12 protein-coding genes are annotated in these 15370 nt (G+C 34.6%); 7 read left to right on the top strand and 5 right to left on the bottom strand.

The window, feature by feature from the left end:
• Positions 1–98 precede the first annotated feature (98 nt).
• The 6 genes from LXH21_RS05450 (at position 99) to LXH21_RS05425 (ending at position 6859) form a co-directional block, all read left to right on the top strand.
• On the top strand, positions 99–1562 hold the full coding sequence (locus tag LXH21_RS05450; RefSeq protein WP_239863253.1) for a lipopolysaccharide biosynthesis protein: 1464 nt from the start codon (positions 99–101) through the stop codon (positions 1560–1562).
• 45 nt (positions 1563–1607) lie between these two features.
• Entirely contained in the window at positions 1608–2042 is a 435-nt protein-coding gene (dut, locus tag LXH21_RS05445) for a dUTP diphosphatase (protein ID WP_239863251.1), read from the top strand.
• A gap of 123 nt (positions 2043–2165) precedes the next feature.
• Positions 2166–3182 (top strand): sugar phosphate nucleotidyltransferase, encoded by a 1017-nt coding sequence (locus tag LXH21_RS05440; protein ID WP_239863250.1) that lies wholly within the window; start codon positions 2166–2168, stop codon positions 3180–3182.
• A gap of 138 nt (positions 3183–3320) precedes the next feature.
• Positions 3321–4670 (top strand): tetratricopeptide repeat protein, encoded by a 1350-nt coding sequence (locus tag LXH21_RS05435; RefSeq protein ID WP_239863249.1) that lies wholly within the window; start codon positions 3321–3323, stop codon positions 4668–4670.
• A 10-nt stretch (positions 4671–4680) separates the two neighbouring features.
• Entirely contained in the window at positions 4681–5484 is an 804-nt protein-coding gene (locus LXH21_RS05430) for a DUF4292 domain-containing protein (protein ID WP_239863248.1), read from the top strand.
• A gap of 61 nt (positions 5485–5545) precedes the next feature.
• Positions 5546–6859, top strand: a complete 1314-nt coding sequence (locus tag LXH21_RS05425) for a murein hydrolase activator EnvC family protein (protein WP_239863247.1) — start codon at positions 5546–5548, stop codon at positions 6857–6859.
• A 268-nt stretch (positions 6860–7127) separates the two neighbouring features.
• On the opposite strand, the gene LXH21_RS05420 is transcribed toward LXH21_RS05425, so the two are convergent.
• Both LXH21_RS05420 and LXH21_RS05415 read right to left on the bottom strand, forming a co-directional pair.
• Positions 7128–8354 carry an MFS transporter gene (locus LXH21_RS05420; RefSeq protein ID WP_239863246.1) on the bottom strand — a complete coding sequence of 409 codons (1227 nt, stop codon included), beginning with the start codon at positions 8352–8354 and terminating at the stop codon, positions 7128–7130.
• 610 nt (positions 8355–8964) lie between these two features.
• Positions 8965–9414 (bottom strand): BLUF domain-containing protein, encoded by a 450-nt coding sequence (locus LXH21_RS05415; RefSeq protein WP_239863245.1) that lies wholly within the window; start codon positions 9412–9414, stop codon positions 8965–8967.
• A gap of 448 nt (positions 9415–9862) precedes the next feature.
• On the opposite strand from LXH21_RS05415, the gene LXH21_RS05410 reads away from it, so the two are divergent.
• On the top strand, positions 9863–10015 hold the full coding sequence (locus tag LXH21_RS05410; RefSeq protein ID WP_239863243.1) for a hypothetical protein: 153 nt from the start codon (positions 9863–9865) through the stop codon (positions 10013–10015).
• 73 nt (positions 10016–10088) lie between these two features.
• Here the strand turns inward: LXH21_RS05410 and mfd are convergent, their stop codons facing one another.
• The 3 genes from mfd to LXH21_RS05395 are packed head-to-tail and all read right to left on the bottom strand — an operon-like array spanning position 10089 to position 15253.
• A complete protein-coding gene (mfd, locus tag LXH21_RS05405) occupies positions 10089–13418 on the bottom strand; it encodes a transcription-repair coupling factor (RefSeq protein ID WP_239863709.1) in 3330 nt (1109 codons plus the stop codon).
• 37 nt (positions 13419–13455) lie between these two features.
• Positions 13456–14052 carry a hypothetical protein gene (locus LXH21_RS05400; RefSeq protein WP_239863242.1) on the bottom strand — a complete coding sequence of 199 codons (597 nt, stop codon included), beginning with the start codon at positions 14050–14052 and terminating at the stop codon, positions 13456–13458.
• Positions 14053–14110: 58 nt separating this feature from the next.
• Entirely contained in the window at positions 14111–15253 is a 1143-nt protein-coding gene (locus LXH21_RS05395; RefSeq protein WP_239863241.1) for a geranylgeranyl reductase family protein, read from the bottom strand.
• Positions 15254–15370: the final 117 nt, after the last annotated feature.

Genomic DNA, 15370 nt, shown 5'->3' with positions numbered 1-15370 from the left:
ATTTATATTATTTGGGTAATACTTAATGTTTGTCTAACATGCGATGATTAAACCAAAGAAATAGTTATTTTTGCTTTCAAATTAATTGAAAATCTATTTTGGGACTATATAAAAAACTTTTCAAGCAAACTGCTATTTATGGATTGGCAACAGTATTGCCAAGGATGTTCAGCTTTTTGTTGGTGCCCCTTTATACCAATTTGCTTCCCAAAGCAGAATATGGAAAGGTTTCTATTATTTTTGCTTACATGATTTTCTTTAATGTCATTCTTGCTTACGGAATGGAAACCGCATTTTTTCGATTTTATAACAACGAAGACAATAAAAGGTCTGTTGTAGAAACATCGATGATCTCGATATTTTGGACTACGGTTTGTTTTCTATTTGTGGCACTTTTATTTAGAACCACACTAGCAGATTGGTCTGGGATCGATTCACAATACATTACATATACAATTTGGATTTTGGCTTTAGATGCTTTGGTAATAATACCTTTTTCAAAGCTTCGTGCTATTCAGAAGCCTATGGTATATGCATCAATAAAAATTGGTAATGTATTGGTCAATCTTATATTGAGCGTTTTGTTTTTACTTTATTTTCCTATTCTGGTAGAAGAAAACCCTCGCGGATTCGCTAGTTCATTGTATATAGATAATTTCGAAATTGGATATATTTTTTTAGCCAACATCATAGCGAGTTTACTTACGTTTGTAATACTATCTCCAGATTACGTATTTCTGAAATGGAAATTTGATTTAAAGCTGTGGAAAAAAATGCTTCGATATGGCTTGCCTATCATGGTGGCAGGTATTGCATTTGCTATAAATGAACAGTTTGACAAAATTTTATTAGCAAAATTACTTCCAGAAAAAATTGCTGAATCTGAGGTTGGAGTTTATTCTGCTTGTTATAAACTTGGATTATTCATGGTTCTTTATCGTACAGCATACACTTTAGGAATTGAGCCTTTCTTTTTTAGCCATGCATCCGATAAAAATGCACCTACGACTTATGCCACCGTAACTAAATATTTTGTGATTTTTGGATCTTTGATCATGTTAACGGTCATCGTTTTCGCCGACTTATTTAAGCTGATTATGATTAGAGACTCTTCTTACTGGGAGGCGATGAAAGTGGTACCTTTAATAATTTTAGCAAATTTCTGTCTAGGGATTTATACCAACCTTTCTGTTTGGTATAAGTTGATTGATAAAACGTATATCGGGGCTTATATTTCTATCGCAGGAGCGGTGATAACTTTAGCTTTAAACTTTTTATTAATTCCATCGATGAGTTATTACGGTTCTGCTGTAGCGACTCTTGCAGCGTACGGAAGTATGATGGCTATTTCTTATTTTTTAGGAAATAAATATTATCCTATTCCATATGACTTTAAGAAAATTGGAAGTTATATGGGATTATCAATTGTTTTCTCTATCATTTCGTTCTATAAATTCAGAGAAAACTATTTTGTTGGAATAGGACTGTTACTAGTCTTTGTATATTTCATCTATTACAACGAGAAAGAAACATTACTAAAAATTTCAAATAGTAAAGCCTAGTACATTTCAGTACCCTACAACTAGCTTTATTTTAAAAAACACAAAATGAAAATAAATATTATCAATAAGTCCCAACATGCTTTACCAAGTTATGAAACTATAGCTTCTGCTGGGATGGATTTAAGAGCAAATCTAATAGATTCAATATCGTTGCAACCATTGGAAAGAACAATCGTTAAAACAGGTCTTTTTATCGAATTACCGATAGGATTGGAAGCGCAAGTAAGACCAAGAAGTGGCTTGGCTTTTAAAAATGGTGTGACAGTGCTCAACAGTCCTGGAACAATTGATGCTGATTACCGTGGCGAAATTGGTGTTATTTTGGTAAATTTATCTAATGAAGAATTTGTGATTAACAATGGAGAGCGCATAGCGCAACTTATCATTGCCAAACACGAACGCGCAGAATGGGCTGAAGTATCCGAACTTTCAGTAACCGATAGAGGAGCGGGAGGGTTTGGAAGTACTGGTGTAAAATAAAATATGATTTTCTCGTTATTATTATTAGCGAGTTATAATTTCAAAATAATTAAACGCAATAGCGATAAACCTTTATAATTGTAATCTACAGTTTTTAAAGTGTTTAATAAATAGAGATAGAATATGAAAATAATAGTTCCTATGGCAGGACGTGGATCTCGTCTTCGCCCACATTCTTTGACAGTGCCTAAACCTTTAATTCCTGTAGCGGGTAAAACTATTGTACACCGTTTGGTTGAAGATATTGCTAAGATTTTGAAAGAACCAATCGAAGAGATTGCCTTTATTCTTGGTGATCCAGCTTTTTTTGGAGAGGATGTAGTACTAAGTTTAGAAAAATTAGCAAATGATTTAGGAGCTAAAGCTTCAATTTATCGTCAAGATTTGCCTTTAGGAACAGGACACGCCATTATGTGTGCCAAAGAATCTTTATCCGGTCCAGCTGTTATTGCTTATGCTGATACGCTTATTAGAGCCGACTTTGATTTGGATCCAGCTGCTGATGCGGTTATTTGGGTAAAAAAAGTAGACGAACCAGAAGCATATGGTGTTGTAAAATTAGACGCCAATGACAATATTACAGAATTAGTTGAAAAACCACAAGAGTTCGTAAGCAATAGTGCAGTTATCGGAATCTACTATTTTAAAGAAGTAGGAGATTTGAAAACAGAATTGCAAACAGTGCTAGATAACAACATTCAAAATGGTGGTGAATACCAAATTAATGATGGTATTAAAGCGATGATGGCCAACGGAAAAGTTTTTAAAACTGGCAGTGTTGATGAATGGATGGATTGCGGAAATAAAAATATTACTGTAGAAACAAATTCAAGAATGCTTGGCTTTTTGCAAACAGATGGTGAAGATCTAGTAGCACAGAATGTAAAGTTAGAAAATAGCACTATCATTCCACCATGTTTTATAGGGGAGGATGTTGTTTTGATAAATACCACTGTAGGGCCAAATGTTTCGTTAGGAAAAGGGTCTCATGTTGTAGATAGTACAATAAAAAATAGTTTAATTCAAACTCATGCTCATATTAAAAATGCTACTCTAGATAATGCCATGATTGGTAATCATGTTGTTTTTGACGGTAATTTTACGAGTGTAAGCATTGGAGATTATTCTGTTTTAGATTAGATATAATTTTTAAAAACGTCAGTTCTAACAATAATTAGTTGAACTGACGTTTTTAATATAATAATAAAACATTCAGTAAATGGTACTAACCAATATGTATTTTATTATTGTAACTTTTGCAGATAAAAAGAATAGCAAATGCTTTGTAAATCGGTTTATATAATGTTGTTTTCAGTTTTGCTTTGCAATTCCAATGCGGTATTGGCACAAGCTGAGGAAGAATTTACAACAACCGACAAGGATAAATTTCAAGATTACTTTTTTGAAGCATTGAAACAAAAGGGAATCGAGAACTACGACAAAGCAATCGTATCTTTAGAGAAGTGTTTAAAACTCGAACCTAAAAACGCTACGATACACTTTGAATTAGGAAAAAATTATTTTGCTCAAAAAAATTATAGCAATGCAATTTCATCTTTTGAGGATGCATCTAGAATAGATCCTACCAATAAATGGTTCTTAATTGGTGTTTATGATGTGAATTATGCCACCAAAGATTATTTGGGAGGTATCGCAACTATCAAAAAATTAATCCCCTTAGATTCAAAATTCAAAGAAGACTTAACTTCTTTGTATATGAACACCTCTCAATTTGATAAAGCATTAGATCTTATCAATGACCTAAATGAAACCGTAGGAAAATCGGATCGTCGGGAATCTTATAAAATCCAGATTTTGTCGCAAGGTAAATTTCAAAAATCAGAGATTGAGAACTTAGTCGACCTGATTAAAAGTTCACCCAAGGAAGAATCCAACTATGTTTCTCTAATTTATTTGTATTCGAAAAATAATCAGGTAGAAAAAGTACTTGAAACGGCTCGCAAATTAGAGAAAGAGATCCCAACTTCGGTTTGGGCACAGGTAAGTTTATTTAAATATCATTTGGAAAACAATGACGGGCTGAATGCTGTAAAATCAATGAATCTTGTTTTGGAAAGCACCAAAGTGGTAGATTCGAAGATCAAACACAGGATGCTAAATGAATTTTTATTATTTGTAAATAATAATCCAGAATTTACAAGTGATTTGGAGAAGGCGGTTTCATATTTTGATAATGATCCAGAGATTAATGTATCCAAAGAATTGGGTAAATTTTACCACACTAAGAAACAATTTGATAAAGCAATCAAATACTACGAACTCTCTAATCAAAAAACAGATAAGATCGATGTAGAAACCAATTTTCTTCTACTTCAAGCTTATGTAGATGCCAAGCAATTTGAGATTGTTGCCAAAAAGGCTACTGATTTTGTGGACCTATTTCCAAATCAGTCGCAGTTTTACTATTTTTCGGGTCTGGCATACAATCAGCTAGGACAATTTAAAAAAGCAAAAGACATGCTAGAAATGGGTATGGATTTTGTTGTAAATGACAATACATTAGAAATCAACTTCAATATTCAATTAGGAGAAGCTTACAATGGGTTGGGAGACACTACCAAAAAGGAATTGTATTTTTCGAAAGCCAACCAATTATTAAAAAAATAAAAAACTACAGATGAAAATAAAATCAATTGTAAGAAAGACCATTTTTATAGGAGCATTAGCGAGTACATTGCTAGTAGTTTCTTGTAAGTCGAAAAAGAGTTTAATTCAAAATTCTACTTCAGAGCCACTTACTGAAATGAAAGTAAGCTCTATAATCGACAAGCATTATGACAACCAAACCGATTTTTCTGCAGTTTACATCAAGTCCAATGTGCGTTTCGACAACGGTAAACAAACTCAAAATGTAACTGCTGAAATTCGAATTAAAAAAGACGAACAAATTCTAGTTAGTATTCGATTCTTAGGAATCACTATGGCAAAAGCCTTAATTACTCCAGACAAAGTAAGTTATTATGAAAAAATAAAAGGAACTTATTTTGATGGTGACTTTAGCGGATTAAGTCAATGGTTAGGAACCGATTTGGATTATAACAAAGTTCAAAACATGCTGATGGGAGAGGCTTTAGATGACCTTAGAAAAGGAAAATATACCCAAACTCTAGAAGACATCTCCTATCGATTGGATGACAAAGCCAATAATGAGACACAAAAAGCGTTCTATATAGATGCCAATAATTTTAAAATTAGAAAGCAAGAAGTTACTCAAAGTAATAAAGGTCGTAAAATAGAGATGAATTACGGGAATTATAAAAATTATGACAATAAAATCATCCCTCTGCAATTGCAGATAAATGCTAGTCAAGAAAAGGGAAAAACTGAAATTGACTTAGAATATACAGACGTTAATTTTAGTGACGAAATTTCTTTTCCATATAGTGTGCCAAATGGCTACAAAAGAATTTTAATTAATTAAATTTGCATAAAAATATATTGTCAAGATGCCAAAGTTTATTCTAAGCCTAGTTTTTATTTGTATGACTTCAATCCTATGGAGTCAATCCTCTCAACAAGAAAAGTTAGAGCAGCGCAAAACCCAAATTCAAAGAGAAATTAGGGACAACGAGAATATGTTAAAAGGTATAAAATCAAAGGAGAAGTCTGCTATGACTATCTATTTGATTCAAAAAAACAAAATCAAGCTAAAAGAGAATTTGATCAATACTACGACCAAACAAACTAGATTATTGGCAGATGATATGTACCGCAACCAACTTCGTTTAAATGAGTTGAATAGAGAGTTGAATATCTTAAAAGAAGATTATTCAAAAAAAATCATTCAATCGTACAAAAGCCGTTCTGAGCAAAGTAGAGCGATGTTTATACTTTCGTCTGAGAATTTTTTACAAGCTTTTAAGAGAGTGCAGTACTTAAAACAATATACTAATTTTAGAAAAGCGCAAGGGGAAGAGATAAAAGGCAAATCACTTGAATTAATTGCCATTAATAAGAAATTGAATATTCAAAAAGTAGCCAAGCAAAAGCTATTAGCAGAGAATGTCAAGGACCGTTTATCACTGGTAAAAGAGAGAGAAGAGCAAGAGAAATTAGTAAACGAAATCAAGAAAGATAAAAACCGCATTGTTTCAGATATTCGAAAAAAACAAAGTGAGTCTAAAAACATTGACCGACAAATTGATCGATTGATTCGTGAAGCCATTGCCGAAGCCAATAGAAAAGCTGCTGCGGAAAAAGCTAAAGCTGTTGCTGCTGCCAAAGCTGCTGCCGCAGAAAAAGCTGCTGCTGCAAAATCAAATTGGTTGTCAAAAAAGCCAGCAACGCCTGCACCTGCTGCAGTGGTAGAAAAAGAACCAGCTGCGAAAGTTGAAGTTTCCTCATCACGCATTGAGTTAACACCAGAGAACAAATTAATTGCTGACGGATTTAGAGCCAATAGAGGTAGTTTACCTTGGCCAGTAGAAAAAGGATTCGTTTCATTGGGTTATGGAGACCAAGCGCATCCAATTTACAATACACTTGTCATTCACAACAGTGGGGTCGAAATTACTACTGAAGAGGGTGCCAATGCAAGAGCCGTATTTGGAGGAGAAGTTGCAAGTATCATGATTCTATCACCTGTAAATAAAGCAGTCATGATTCAGCACGGAGATTACTTTACTGTTTATCAAAACTTGAGTTCTGTGTCTGTAAACAAAGGAGATAAAGTGAGTATCAAGCAAAGCCTTGGACGCGTGAGAACCAGTGGTGAAACAGGAAAAACAGTGATTAAGTTTCTACTTTTACAAAATACTACCTATACCAATCCTCAAGGATGGTTGTCAAACATGTAAATGGAATATAATAGTATCAAAAGAGCTTCTAGAACTACCGTTTTAGAAGCTTTTTTCTTTTAGATATAAAGCCAGTAATTTTCGATTTAAATTTATATTACACCGTTTTAAATAAGTAGAAGCAGAAGATTTAGTTATTAAATAACGCCTTTTCCTGCTGTACACTATATCTCTTGTATTTGCTATCGCACTACAAGAGGATGCCGTTGCCATCAGGGCTAAGGAGAAAATTTACTATTTCAGAAGTAGTAGATTATTAGTAATGGTATTATTCTAATTCTTTTTTAGCTTCTATTCGCAGGTAAAAAACATAAGAAACAGCCAACATCATTGCCAAAATGGCCTGAATCAAAACAGTATTTTGAGCGCCAATATAATGCGAAACACCACCCACAAGGACGCTACCGATAGGTACTGTAGAGGTCAATACCATTAGATATACACTTATTACCCGACCTCGATATTCGTTTGCAACATTTACTTGAACAATAGTATTGGTTATTGTACGCACAGACATCATCCCGAAAGATCCTAATGTTAAAAAGAAAATGGCTAAAAAGTAATTATCTGTTTGCGAAAAAAACAAAAGACCAATACCAAACAAAAAGCTGTTCTTTGCCAGTATCATAGTCAAATTGGTTCCCTGCTTTAAAGAAGCTAGAAACATAGCGCCTAGAAAAGCTCCCAAACCAATAAATCCATCAATAACTCCCAATGTCGAAGCCGAACCGTTAAAGACATCTTTTGCAAAAACAGGTGTCAAAGTAGAGAAAGGTAAAACTAATAATCCCATAAGTGCCGTAAAAATAATTGACGATGCAATCATTCGATTGCCTTTTATAATCAATAATGCCTCTACAAATTCTTTTTTGATGCTCTTATCTGTCTTGGGATTAACTATTTGTCTTGGGATTTTCATCAGTAATAATGAGGTTAAAACCGCTATAAAGCTTACAGCATTACTACCAAAACAAACGGCATCACCAAAGTGCTCCAAAACAAATCCAGCAATAGCAGGACCAATTAATTTGGATAAATTAACCATTGACGAATTTAGGGCCAAAGCATTAGGCAAATCCGTTTTATCAACAATGAGTTCTAGTACAAGAGATTGGCGAGCAGGAGCGTCAAATCCATTAATTATACCTAGCAGGACACTAAGGCCAATAATCCACCAGACGATATTTTCTTTAAAAAATATAACGGCCAATGTCATTAGTATTGCTTGAAGTAAAGATATAATTTGGGTAATCAGTAGAATGGTGTAGCGGTCGTAACGGTCGGCGATAATGCCGCCATATATAGAAAATACTGCAGTTGGAAATAAAGTAGCAAATACCGAAATACCAAGCATCAATTTGGATTGTGTAATTGAATAAACCAACCAGCTTACCGCTGTTTTTTGCATCCAAGTTCCTAGTAAGGATACAGCCTGCCCCGAGAAAAATAATGTAAAATTTTTGTTCTTGAAGGAATTAAAGGTAGTAAGGTTCATTGTTTATTCTTTCCTCTATGTAATTATAAAATTGATGAATTACGGTTCAAATTAATTTATCAATAATGGAAGTTTAACCTTAGCAAAAGTTTTTTCTAAAGGTCTCTACAAATTTAAACAAATAATAATTGTTATCAGTGTTAATATAACATACACATTCTATAAAAAATATATTAGAGAACAATACGTGCTTGAAGCATCATTTTAATCGAAATAAGCCACACTTTATCACTTTGCTTCAATTGGCTTGTCAATTATAGTTTTATTCAATTATCAGGGCGTTTTGATTTGATTTAAGTATAGAGCATCTATCGCTAATATTTGATCTTATTATTAGATTTAATTCGTTTTTCAATTATCTTTTGTAGAGTATGCAAGGACGTTACAATTCAAGAATTAATAAGTAAAACAATGGCAAAAGGCAGTTTTTAGATTAAAAGCGCAACCGGCTTTTCGATCTAAAATAATAATAAGTTATTAGCGCATGCCAATCAATAAACATTTTGGGAAGTCTGAAGTTTCCAAGTGTAATAACTTATAAAATTGTTAAATAAGGTATTTAATAATCTTACGAAACCGGAGTAGTATCAAATGGATAAGTGTTTGAGTATTAAATTGTACTTACGACACCATGCGTTTCTGGTGACTTAGAACCATCATTTAATATTTTGCGTACCGATGCCCAAAAGCTTAATAAAGCACCTGAATTTCGATCGGAAAGTGAGGATAGTAATAGGAAGTTAGTAACAAACTGTTTCATGTTTTTTTCATTTGGGTTATAGTACGCCATATTCCACTCTGCAAAGTGACGTTTTTGTACCGCAGTCTCCCATAACAAAGTTACCGAATGATGTCTTTTATCTTTTTTAACCCTTTCATACACATCCAAAACATCTTTTTTTTCTCCCTCAAGTATTTGAACAAAATTATCGTTATGATAGATGAGGCAACCCGAAATGTTTTTTGAGGCATTAAATGCAATTGCTTCATCCAAAATATCATTTAAGTCTTTTAGCTCTAAGCCTTCTCTTGATATTGAACGGTAATTTAATTGATACATGTATTATAAATTTTGTGGAAGTTGCAATTTAGGCATAATTATGTAAAAAACAATAGTAATATTTTTGTTGATAAAAATTTAACTTTGACAAAACTGTACAAATTCAGATTTTAGGATATTAATTTATATTTCTTTCTCCAATTGAAAACTGATGATTTTCTCAATAATTATACATACAGTTTGTCATTCCGAAGGAACCTCAGATGAAGTGAGCACTTTACGTGGGATGCTTTCAGCGAGACAAAAATTGGGTGAATTATTTCTAGTTAGCGCCAATTTTATACTGTTGAAATTTTAATCTGTAGAATCAACAATTATCCATAAAGTTTGTCATTCCGAAGGAATCTTTGATGAGGTACTTATTTTGCGTGGGACGCTTTCAGCGAGACAAAATTGTGTATGATTTTCTGAGTAAGGATCAACAGGCTTAATATAAAAAATTTACTTTATGATTATCTCAACAATTATCCATAAAGTTTGTCATTCCGAAGGAATCTCAGATGAGGCGATTACTTTGCGAGGGACGCATAACCCAAATACTCATAAGAGTTGGGGTGGAAATCCTTGTGGCGGTAGTAATTATCCCGCCATAGGATTGTAACGTTTCGAAGAATCTGGATGGAGTACCAATGTTCCTAATAAAACACCAATCATTTTGCTACTTAAAAAAGAAATTAAGCTTCTATTCCACCCAGCATTTGCATTAATTCCAAAGCTCGTCTAGTTTGTTTGACTTCCTCAAAAGTTAAGAGTAAACGCAATCCGCTTGGAGTTTGTTTTTCCTTCATTTTACAGAGGTTGCTGTGTTTTTGTACAAAAGTCAACACATTGCGAAAACGGTTGGATTGGTAATAATCTGATTGCTGATCAGAGACGAAATAGCAAATCATTTTACCTTTCTTCATAACCAATTTTTCGATTCCTATTTGAGTAGCAATCCATTTAATGCGGATGCTATTCATCAAGGCAATCGCACGCGGTGGCATAGGGCCAAAACGGTCAATAAGTTTTTTCTGGAAAACCTCTAGCGCTTCTTCACTTTTGATAGCGCCCAGTTCGTTGTAAAGGCTCAGACGCTCCGAGATATTGTTGATATATTCATCTGAGAATAAAAGTTCAAAATCGGTATCTATTTGAAGGTCTTTTACATATTCTTTGGTTTCGATATCATTGCTTTCTGGATACAATTCTTTAAATTCATTATCCTTCAATTCATCAATCGCTTCATTAAGGATTTTTTGGTAGGTATCAAATCCGATTTCATTGATAAATCCGCTTTGTTCACCACCTAGCAAGTCACCAGCGCCGCGAATTTCCAAATCCTTCATCGCAATGTTAAATCCGCTTCCGAGTTCATTAAACTGCTCTAATGCTTGAATACGTTTACGTGCATCATCGGTCATAGCAGAGTAGGGTGGGCAGATGAAGTAACAAAAAGCTTTTTTATTGCTTCGACCCACTCGGCCTCGCATTTGGTGTAAGTCGGACAAACCGAAATTATTTGCGTTGTTGATAAAGATGGTATTCGCATTGGGTACATCCAAGCCACTTTCGATAATGGTAGTGGCTACTAGAACATCAAATTCTCCGTTCATAAAAGCCAACATCAGTTCTTCTAGTTTTTTTCCATCTAGTTGTCCGTGACCGATTCCGACTTTAGCATTGGGAACCAATCGCTGAATCATACCCGCGATTTCCTGAATATTTTCGATTCTGTTGTTGATAAAATAAACTTGTCCGTTACGCTGAATCTCATACGAAATCGCATCGCGGATGATATCTTCGCTAAAACTTACAACATTGGTGTCAATAGGGTAGCGGTTGGGTGGAGGGGTTGTAATTACAGATAAATCTCTTGCCGCCATTAACGAGAATTGCAACGTTCTCGGGATGGGTGTTGCCGTCAAGGTCAAGGTATCTATATTTGCTGCCAAAGTTTTGAGTTTGTCTTTGACATTGACTCCAAACTTTTGCTCTTCATCAACAATTAGTAATCCTAAATCTTTAAAAACTACATTTTTGTTTACCAATTGATGAGTACCAATAACGATATCTAGTTTTCCTTCGGCCAATTGTTTTAGTGTTTCTGCTTTTTGCTTGGCAGTTCTAAAACGGTTAAGATAGCCCACATTTACAGGCATGTCTTTTAAACGTTCGGTAAACGTTCGGTAATGTTGGTAGGCCAAAATAGTGGTAGGAACCAAAATGGCTACTTGCTTGCTATTGTCCACTGCTTTGAAGGCGGCACGTATGGCAACCTCTGTTTTACCAAAACCTACATCCCCACAAACCAGACGGTCCATGGGGCGGTCGCTTTCCATATCGGCTTTGACTTCTTGAGTCGATTTGTATTGATCAGGAGTATCTTCGTAGATAAAGGAACTTTCTAATTCATTTTGCAAATAACTGTCTGGGGCAAAAGCAAACCCTTTGTCCAAACGTCTTTTGGCGTATAACTGAATCAAATTGAAGGCCACGTGTTTGACTCTTGCCTTGGTTTTTTGTTTTAAAACCTTCCAAGTATTCGAACCTAATTTATAAATCTTTGGCGGTGTTCCGTCTTTACCGCTGTATTTTGAAATCTTATGTAGCGAGTGGATACTCACATATACGATATCATTATCTGCATACACGAGCTTGATCGCTTCTTGCGTCTTACCTTCGACTTGTATTTTTTGCAAACCACCAAATTTCCCAATTCCGTGATCGATATGGGTCACATAATCGCCCACAGATAAGGCTGTAAGTTCTTTTAGGGTAATGTTTTGTTTTTTCGAGTAACCGCTTTTTAAATTGAATTTATGGTAACGCTCAAAAATCTGGTGATCGGTATAGCAAGCAATCTGATTCTCGGTATCGATAAATCCTTGGTACAAAGGTAGCACCACGGTATTGTATTGTTTTCGAATGTTTTCCGAATTGGTTTCATCCAAAGTTTCGAAGATATCATGAAAACGTTTCGCCTGAGCGTCATTTGAGCAAAACAAATAATTGGTCAAGCCATTAAAATGATTTTCACTCAAATTATTCAGTAACAAATCAAACTGTTTGTTGAACGAAGGTTGAGGTTGTATGTGAAATTCAAATTTCTCTGATGCCTTAAATACAGGTTTTGAAGCCAGTTCTACTATCGAAAAATCCAAGGCACGCTTGATAAATTCAGGTTGGTTCAAGAACAATTGCTCCGGAGTCGCTCTTTTAATTTCTTTAGATAGTTTTTCGAAAGCTTCTTCGGCTTTGGCAAATTGCTTATCTATTTGTGATAAAAATCCATCCGTGTTTTGTAGTATCAAAACGGTTTTCTCTGAAATATAATCTAGAAATGATTCTCTGTTTTCTTGAAAAACCTTATTTTCAACATTAGGGATAATAGTTATTTTGGTTTTCTTTTCTATCGAAAGCTGGGTCGCAACATCAAAAGTACGCATGCTATCGACTTCATTACCAAAAAACTCAATTCGATACGGATTGTCATTCGAAAACGAAAAAACGTCGACGATACCTCCACGCACAGAAAACTCTCCAGGCTCGGTGATAAAATCCACTCGTTTGAATTCATATTCGAATAAAACCTCATTAATAAAATCAATCGAAATTTTATCGCCAACGCTTACTTTTAAAGTGTTTTTGTCTAAATCTTGACGTGTCACCACTTTTTCGAACAAAGCTTCAGGATAACTAACAATAATTGCGGGCTTTTTACGCGAGTTGATACGGTTCAATACTTCGGCCCTTAAAAGCACATTAGCATTGTCCGTTTCGTCTACTTGGTAAGGACGGCGGTAGGATGCTGGATAAAATAAAACGTCGGGCTCGCCTACCATTTGCTCCAGATCATTAAGAAAATAGGCAGCTTCTTCTTTATTATCTAAAACTAATAAAAAAGGAAGATCGGTTTTTTTGAATAAAGATTGAAGGGTAAAAGAAATTGCAGAACCGAGCAACCCATGAAGGTGCATTTTTAGTTCTTTTTTCTCTTGTAACAATTTGACAATTTGCACCATTTTGGGCAAATTATCATACGTTTTATATAGTGCTGATTTACTCAATGGTAATTACTTCAGGATTTGTATTTGGTATTGCTCTCGATTGATCTAACATTTTCTTCAAATCGGCTTCACCTTGTTCTTGAGGAATTTTGCTTTTCTCAACGGTTTTGTCCATTTCTCTTTGAAGGGTTGCCAATTCTCTATTGATTTCGCTGATTAAAACAACGACTTTTTTGCTCGGGATATTGTCTAAATGAATATACAAATCCATCATGCTCACTTTGGTAATCACTACTGCGATTCGACTTTTTATTTGAGGTTTGTCAAAAGCAAGAGGAATATTTTTATTCAAGTCCAAGGCTACTTTACTTATTGCAGCAGACTTTTGTTGATAACCTTCCATTGTACCTTTTGGCTTCTTGGCTAGCTCAGCTAAAAAAAGACGAAATTCATTCCAAGTCTTTACCGTTCCTTCAGCCGTTTCATTAATTGGGGTATCATAAAATACCCATCCTTTTTTAATCTCCGAAAAAATAATTTCTTGCCTAGCTGCTTCTTTTTTATTTTCGGCAATTCGCTTTTGATTATCATCTTTACAAGAAAATAATAAGACAACGATACAAAGTAAACAAGACAGAATATTTTTCATAATAGGTTTAAAAAGAAGCACAAAGTTACAAACTTAATTGAAGTTAAAGAACGAATAATTAAAAGATTGCTTCCTTAATTTTGCGGCTAATGGTAGTTTTATAATCGGCAGGATAGGTTCTTTCTCCCATAAAAAGATCGGTCATTGCTTCGCCTACTTTTTGACCGTATTTCTTTAAGACAAGGTCTCTAAATGTTTTCTGATTGTAAAAATAGTGCGATAATTTTGCACCTGTTCTAATCTCAGGCAAGATCGTTGACTCTAACTTTTGAGTGTATAGTTCAGCTACTTTCTCAGAATCTAGCTTGGCTTCGATAATTGCTTGTGCCGCTAATACACCACTCAAAATAGCATTTGAAATTCCTTCTGCTACCAAAGGATCTGCAAGTCCTGCCGCATCTCCTACCAATAAAACATTTTTTCGAACAAAATTGTCTGTTCTTGGTGCTACTGGTATTACAAAACCATGTGCTGCCTCACTTACAATTTCAGTAATGCCCAACGTTTTTAAATAAGTAGCGTAATATTCTTTGAGGTTAATTTTTGAATTGGTTTTTATCATTACTGCAACGCCAATAGAAAGGTGATTCTTTTTGGGAAAGCACCAGCCATATCCATACGGAATTGCATCAATGTCAAATCGAACATTTTTTGAAAGACGCTCAAAATCGGCTGCAGGAACTTCGACTTCATATTCCAATGCTGGGATGATTAGTCGGGTTTCTTCCCAACCTGCTATTTTTGCAATCGGACTCAAAGCGCCGTCTGCCGCAATTATAAATTTGGCTTCTATATCACCTTCTGTCGTATGTAACGTCGATATAGCACCAAATGTGATGTCTAGTACTTTATGATTTTGCAATAAAGTCACACCGTTTTCTTTTGCTTTTTCGACAATTAAATTGTCAAAAGCATCTCGCATTACCATCGTGATGATGGGAGTATCTCGGGTCGTAGTAAGATGAGGTTGTTTTTTTGAAAAGTAAGTATCTATTGAATGAAATTCTTTTTCTACCACGGATGAAATGTCGAAAGGCATGTTTTTTCGTCCTCTGAAAACGAAGCCACCACCACAAGTTTTATACCTCGGCAAAGTTTCTTTTTCGATTATTACAGTCGAAATTCCAGATTTTGACAACTCAAAGGCTGCCGAAGCGCCTGCGGGACCACTGCCAATAATGGCGACATCAAATGATTTCATTCTTTTTGATTTTTTTTCAAAACTAATTCAATAAATGCTAATAATCAAAAAACCGCTAGTTTAAAAGTGGATCGCAATATGGTTACGGCACAGATAAACTAACGGTTTCTTGAAGAT

The organism is Flavobacterium algicola, from assembly GCF_022399565.1.
Classification (GTDB): Bacteria; Bacteroidota; Bacteroidia; order Flavobacteriales; family Flavobacteriaceae; genus Flavobacterium; species Flavobacterium algicola.
Note: the sequence above shows the minus strand (reverse complement) of the source record. Positions and strands in the feature narration are given on the sequence as shown.

Excerpts from the sequence above, each read along its gene's own strand:
- dut (WP_239863251.1), top strand. The coding sequence starts at position 1,608 with ATGAAAATAAATATTATCAATAAGTCCCAACATGCTTTACCAAGTTAT.
- LXH21_RS05440 (WP_239863250.1), top strand. The coding sequence starts at position 2,166 with ATGAAAATAATAGTTCCTATGGCAGGACGTGGATCTCGTCTTCGCCCA.
- LXH21_RS05435 (WP_239863249.1), top strand. The coding sequence starts at position 3,321 with ATGCTTTGTAAATCGGTTTATATAATGTTGTTTTCAGTTTTGCTTTGC.
- LXH21_RS05430 (WP_239863248.1), top strand. The coding sequence starts at position 4,681 with ATGAAAATAAAATCAATTGTAAGAAAGACCATTTTTATAGGAGCATTA.
- LXH21_RS05425 (WP_239863247.1), top strand. The coding sequence starts at position 5,546 with ATGACTTCAATCCTATGGAGTCAATCCTCTCAACAAGAAAAGTTAGAG.
- LXH21_RS05420 (WP_239863246.1), bottom strand. The coding sequence starts at position 8,354 with ATGAACCTTACTACCTTTAATTCCTTCAAGAACAAAAATTTTACATTA.
- LXH21_RS05415 (WP_239863245.1), bottom strand. The coding sequence starts at position 9,414 with ATGTATCAATTAAATTACCGTTCAATATCAAGAGAAGGCTTAGAGCTA.
- LXH21_RS05410 (WP_239863243.1), top strand. The coding sequence starts at position 9,863 with ATGATTATCTCAACAATTATCCATAAAGTTTGTCATTCCGAAGGAATC.
- mfd (WP_239863709.1), bottom strand. The coding sequence starts at position 13,418 with ATGGTGCAAATTGTCAAATTGTTACAAGAGAAAAAAGAACTAAAAATG.
- LXH21_RS05400 (WP_239863242.1), bottom strand. The coding sequence starts at position 14,052 with ATGAAAAATATTCTGTCTTGTTTACTTTGTATCGTTGTCTTATTATTT.
- LXH21_RS05395 (WP_239863241.1), bottom strand. The coding sequence starts at position 15,253 with ATGAAATCATTTGATGTCGCCATTATTGGCAGTGGTCCCGCAGGCGCT.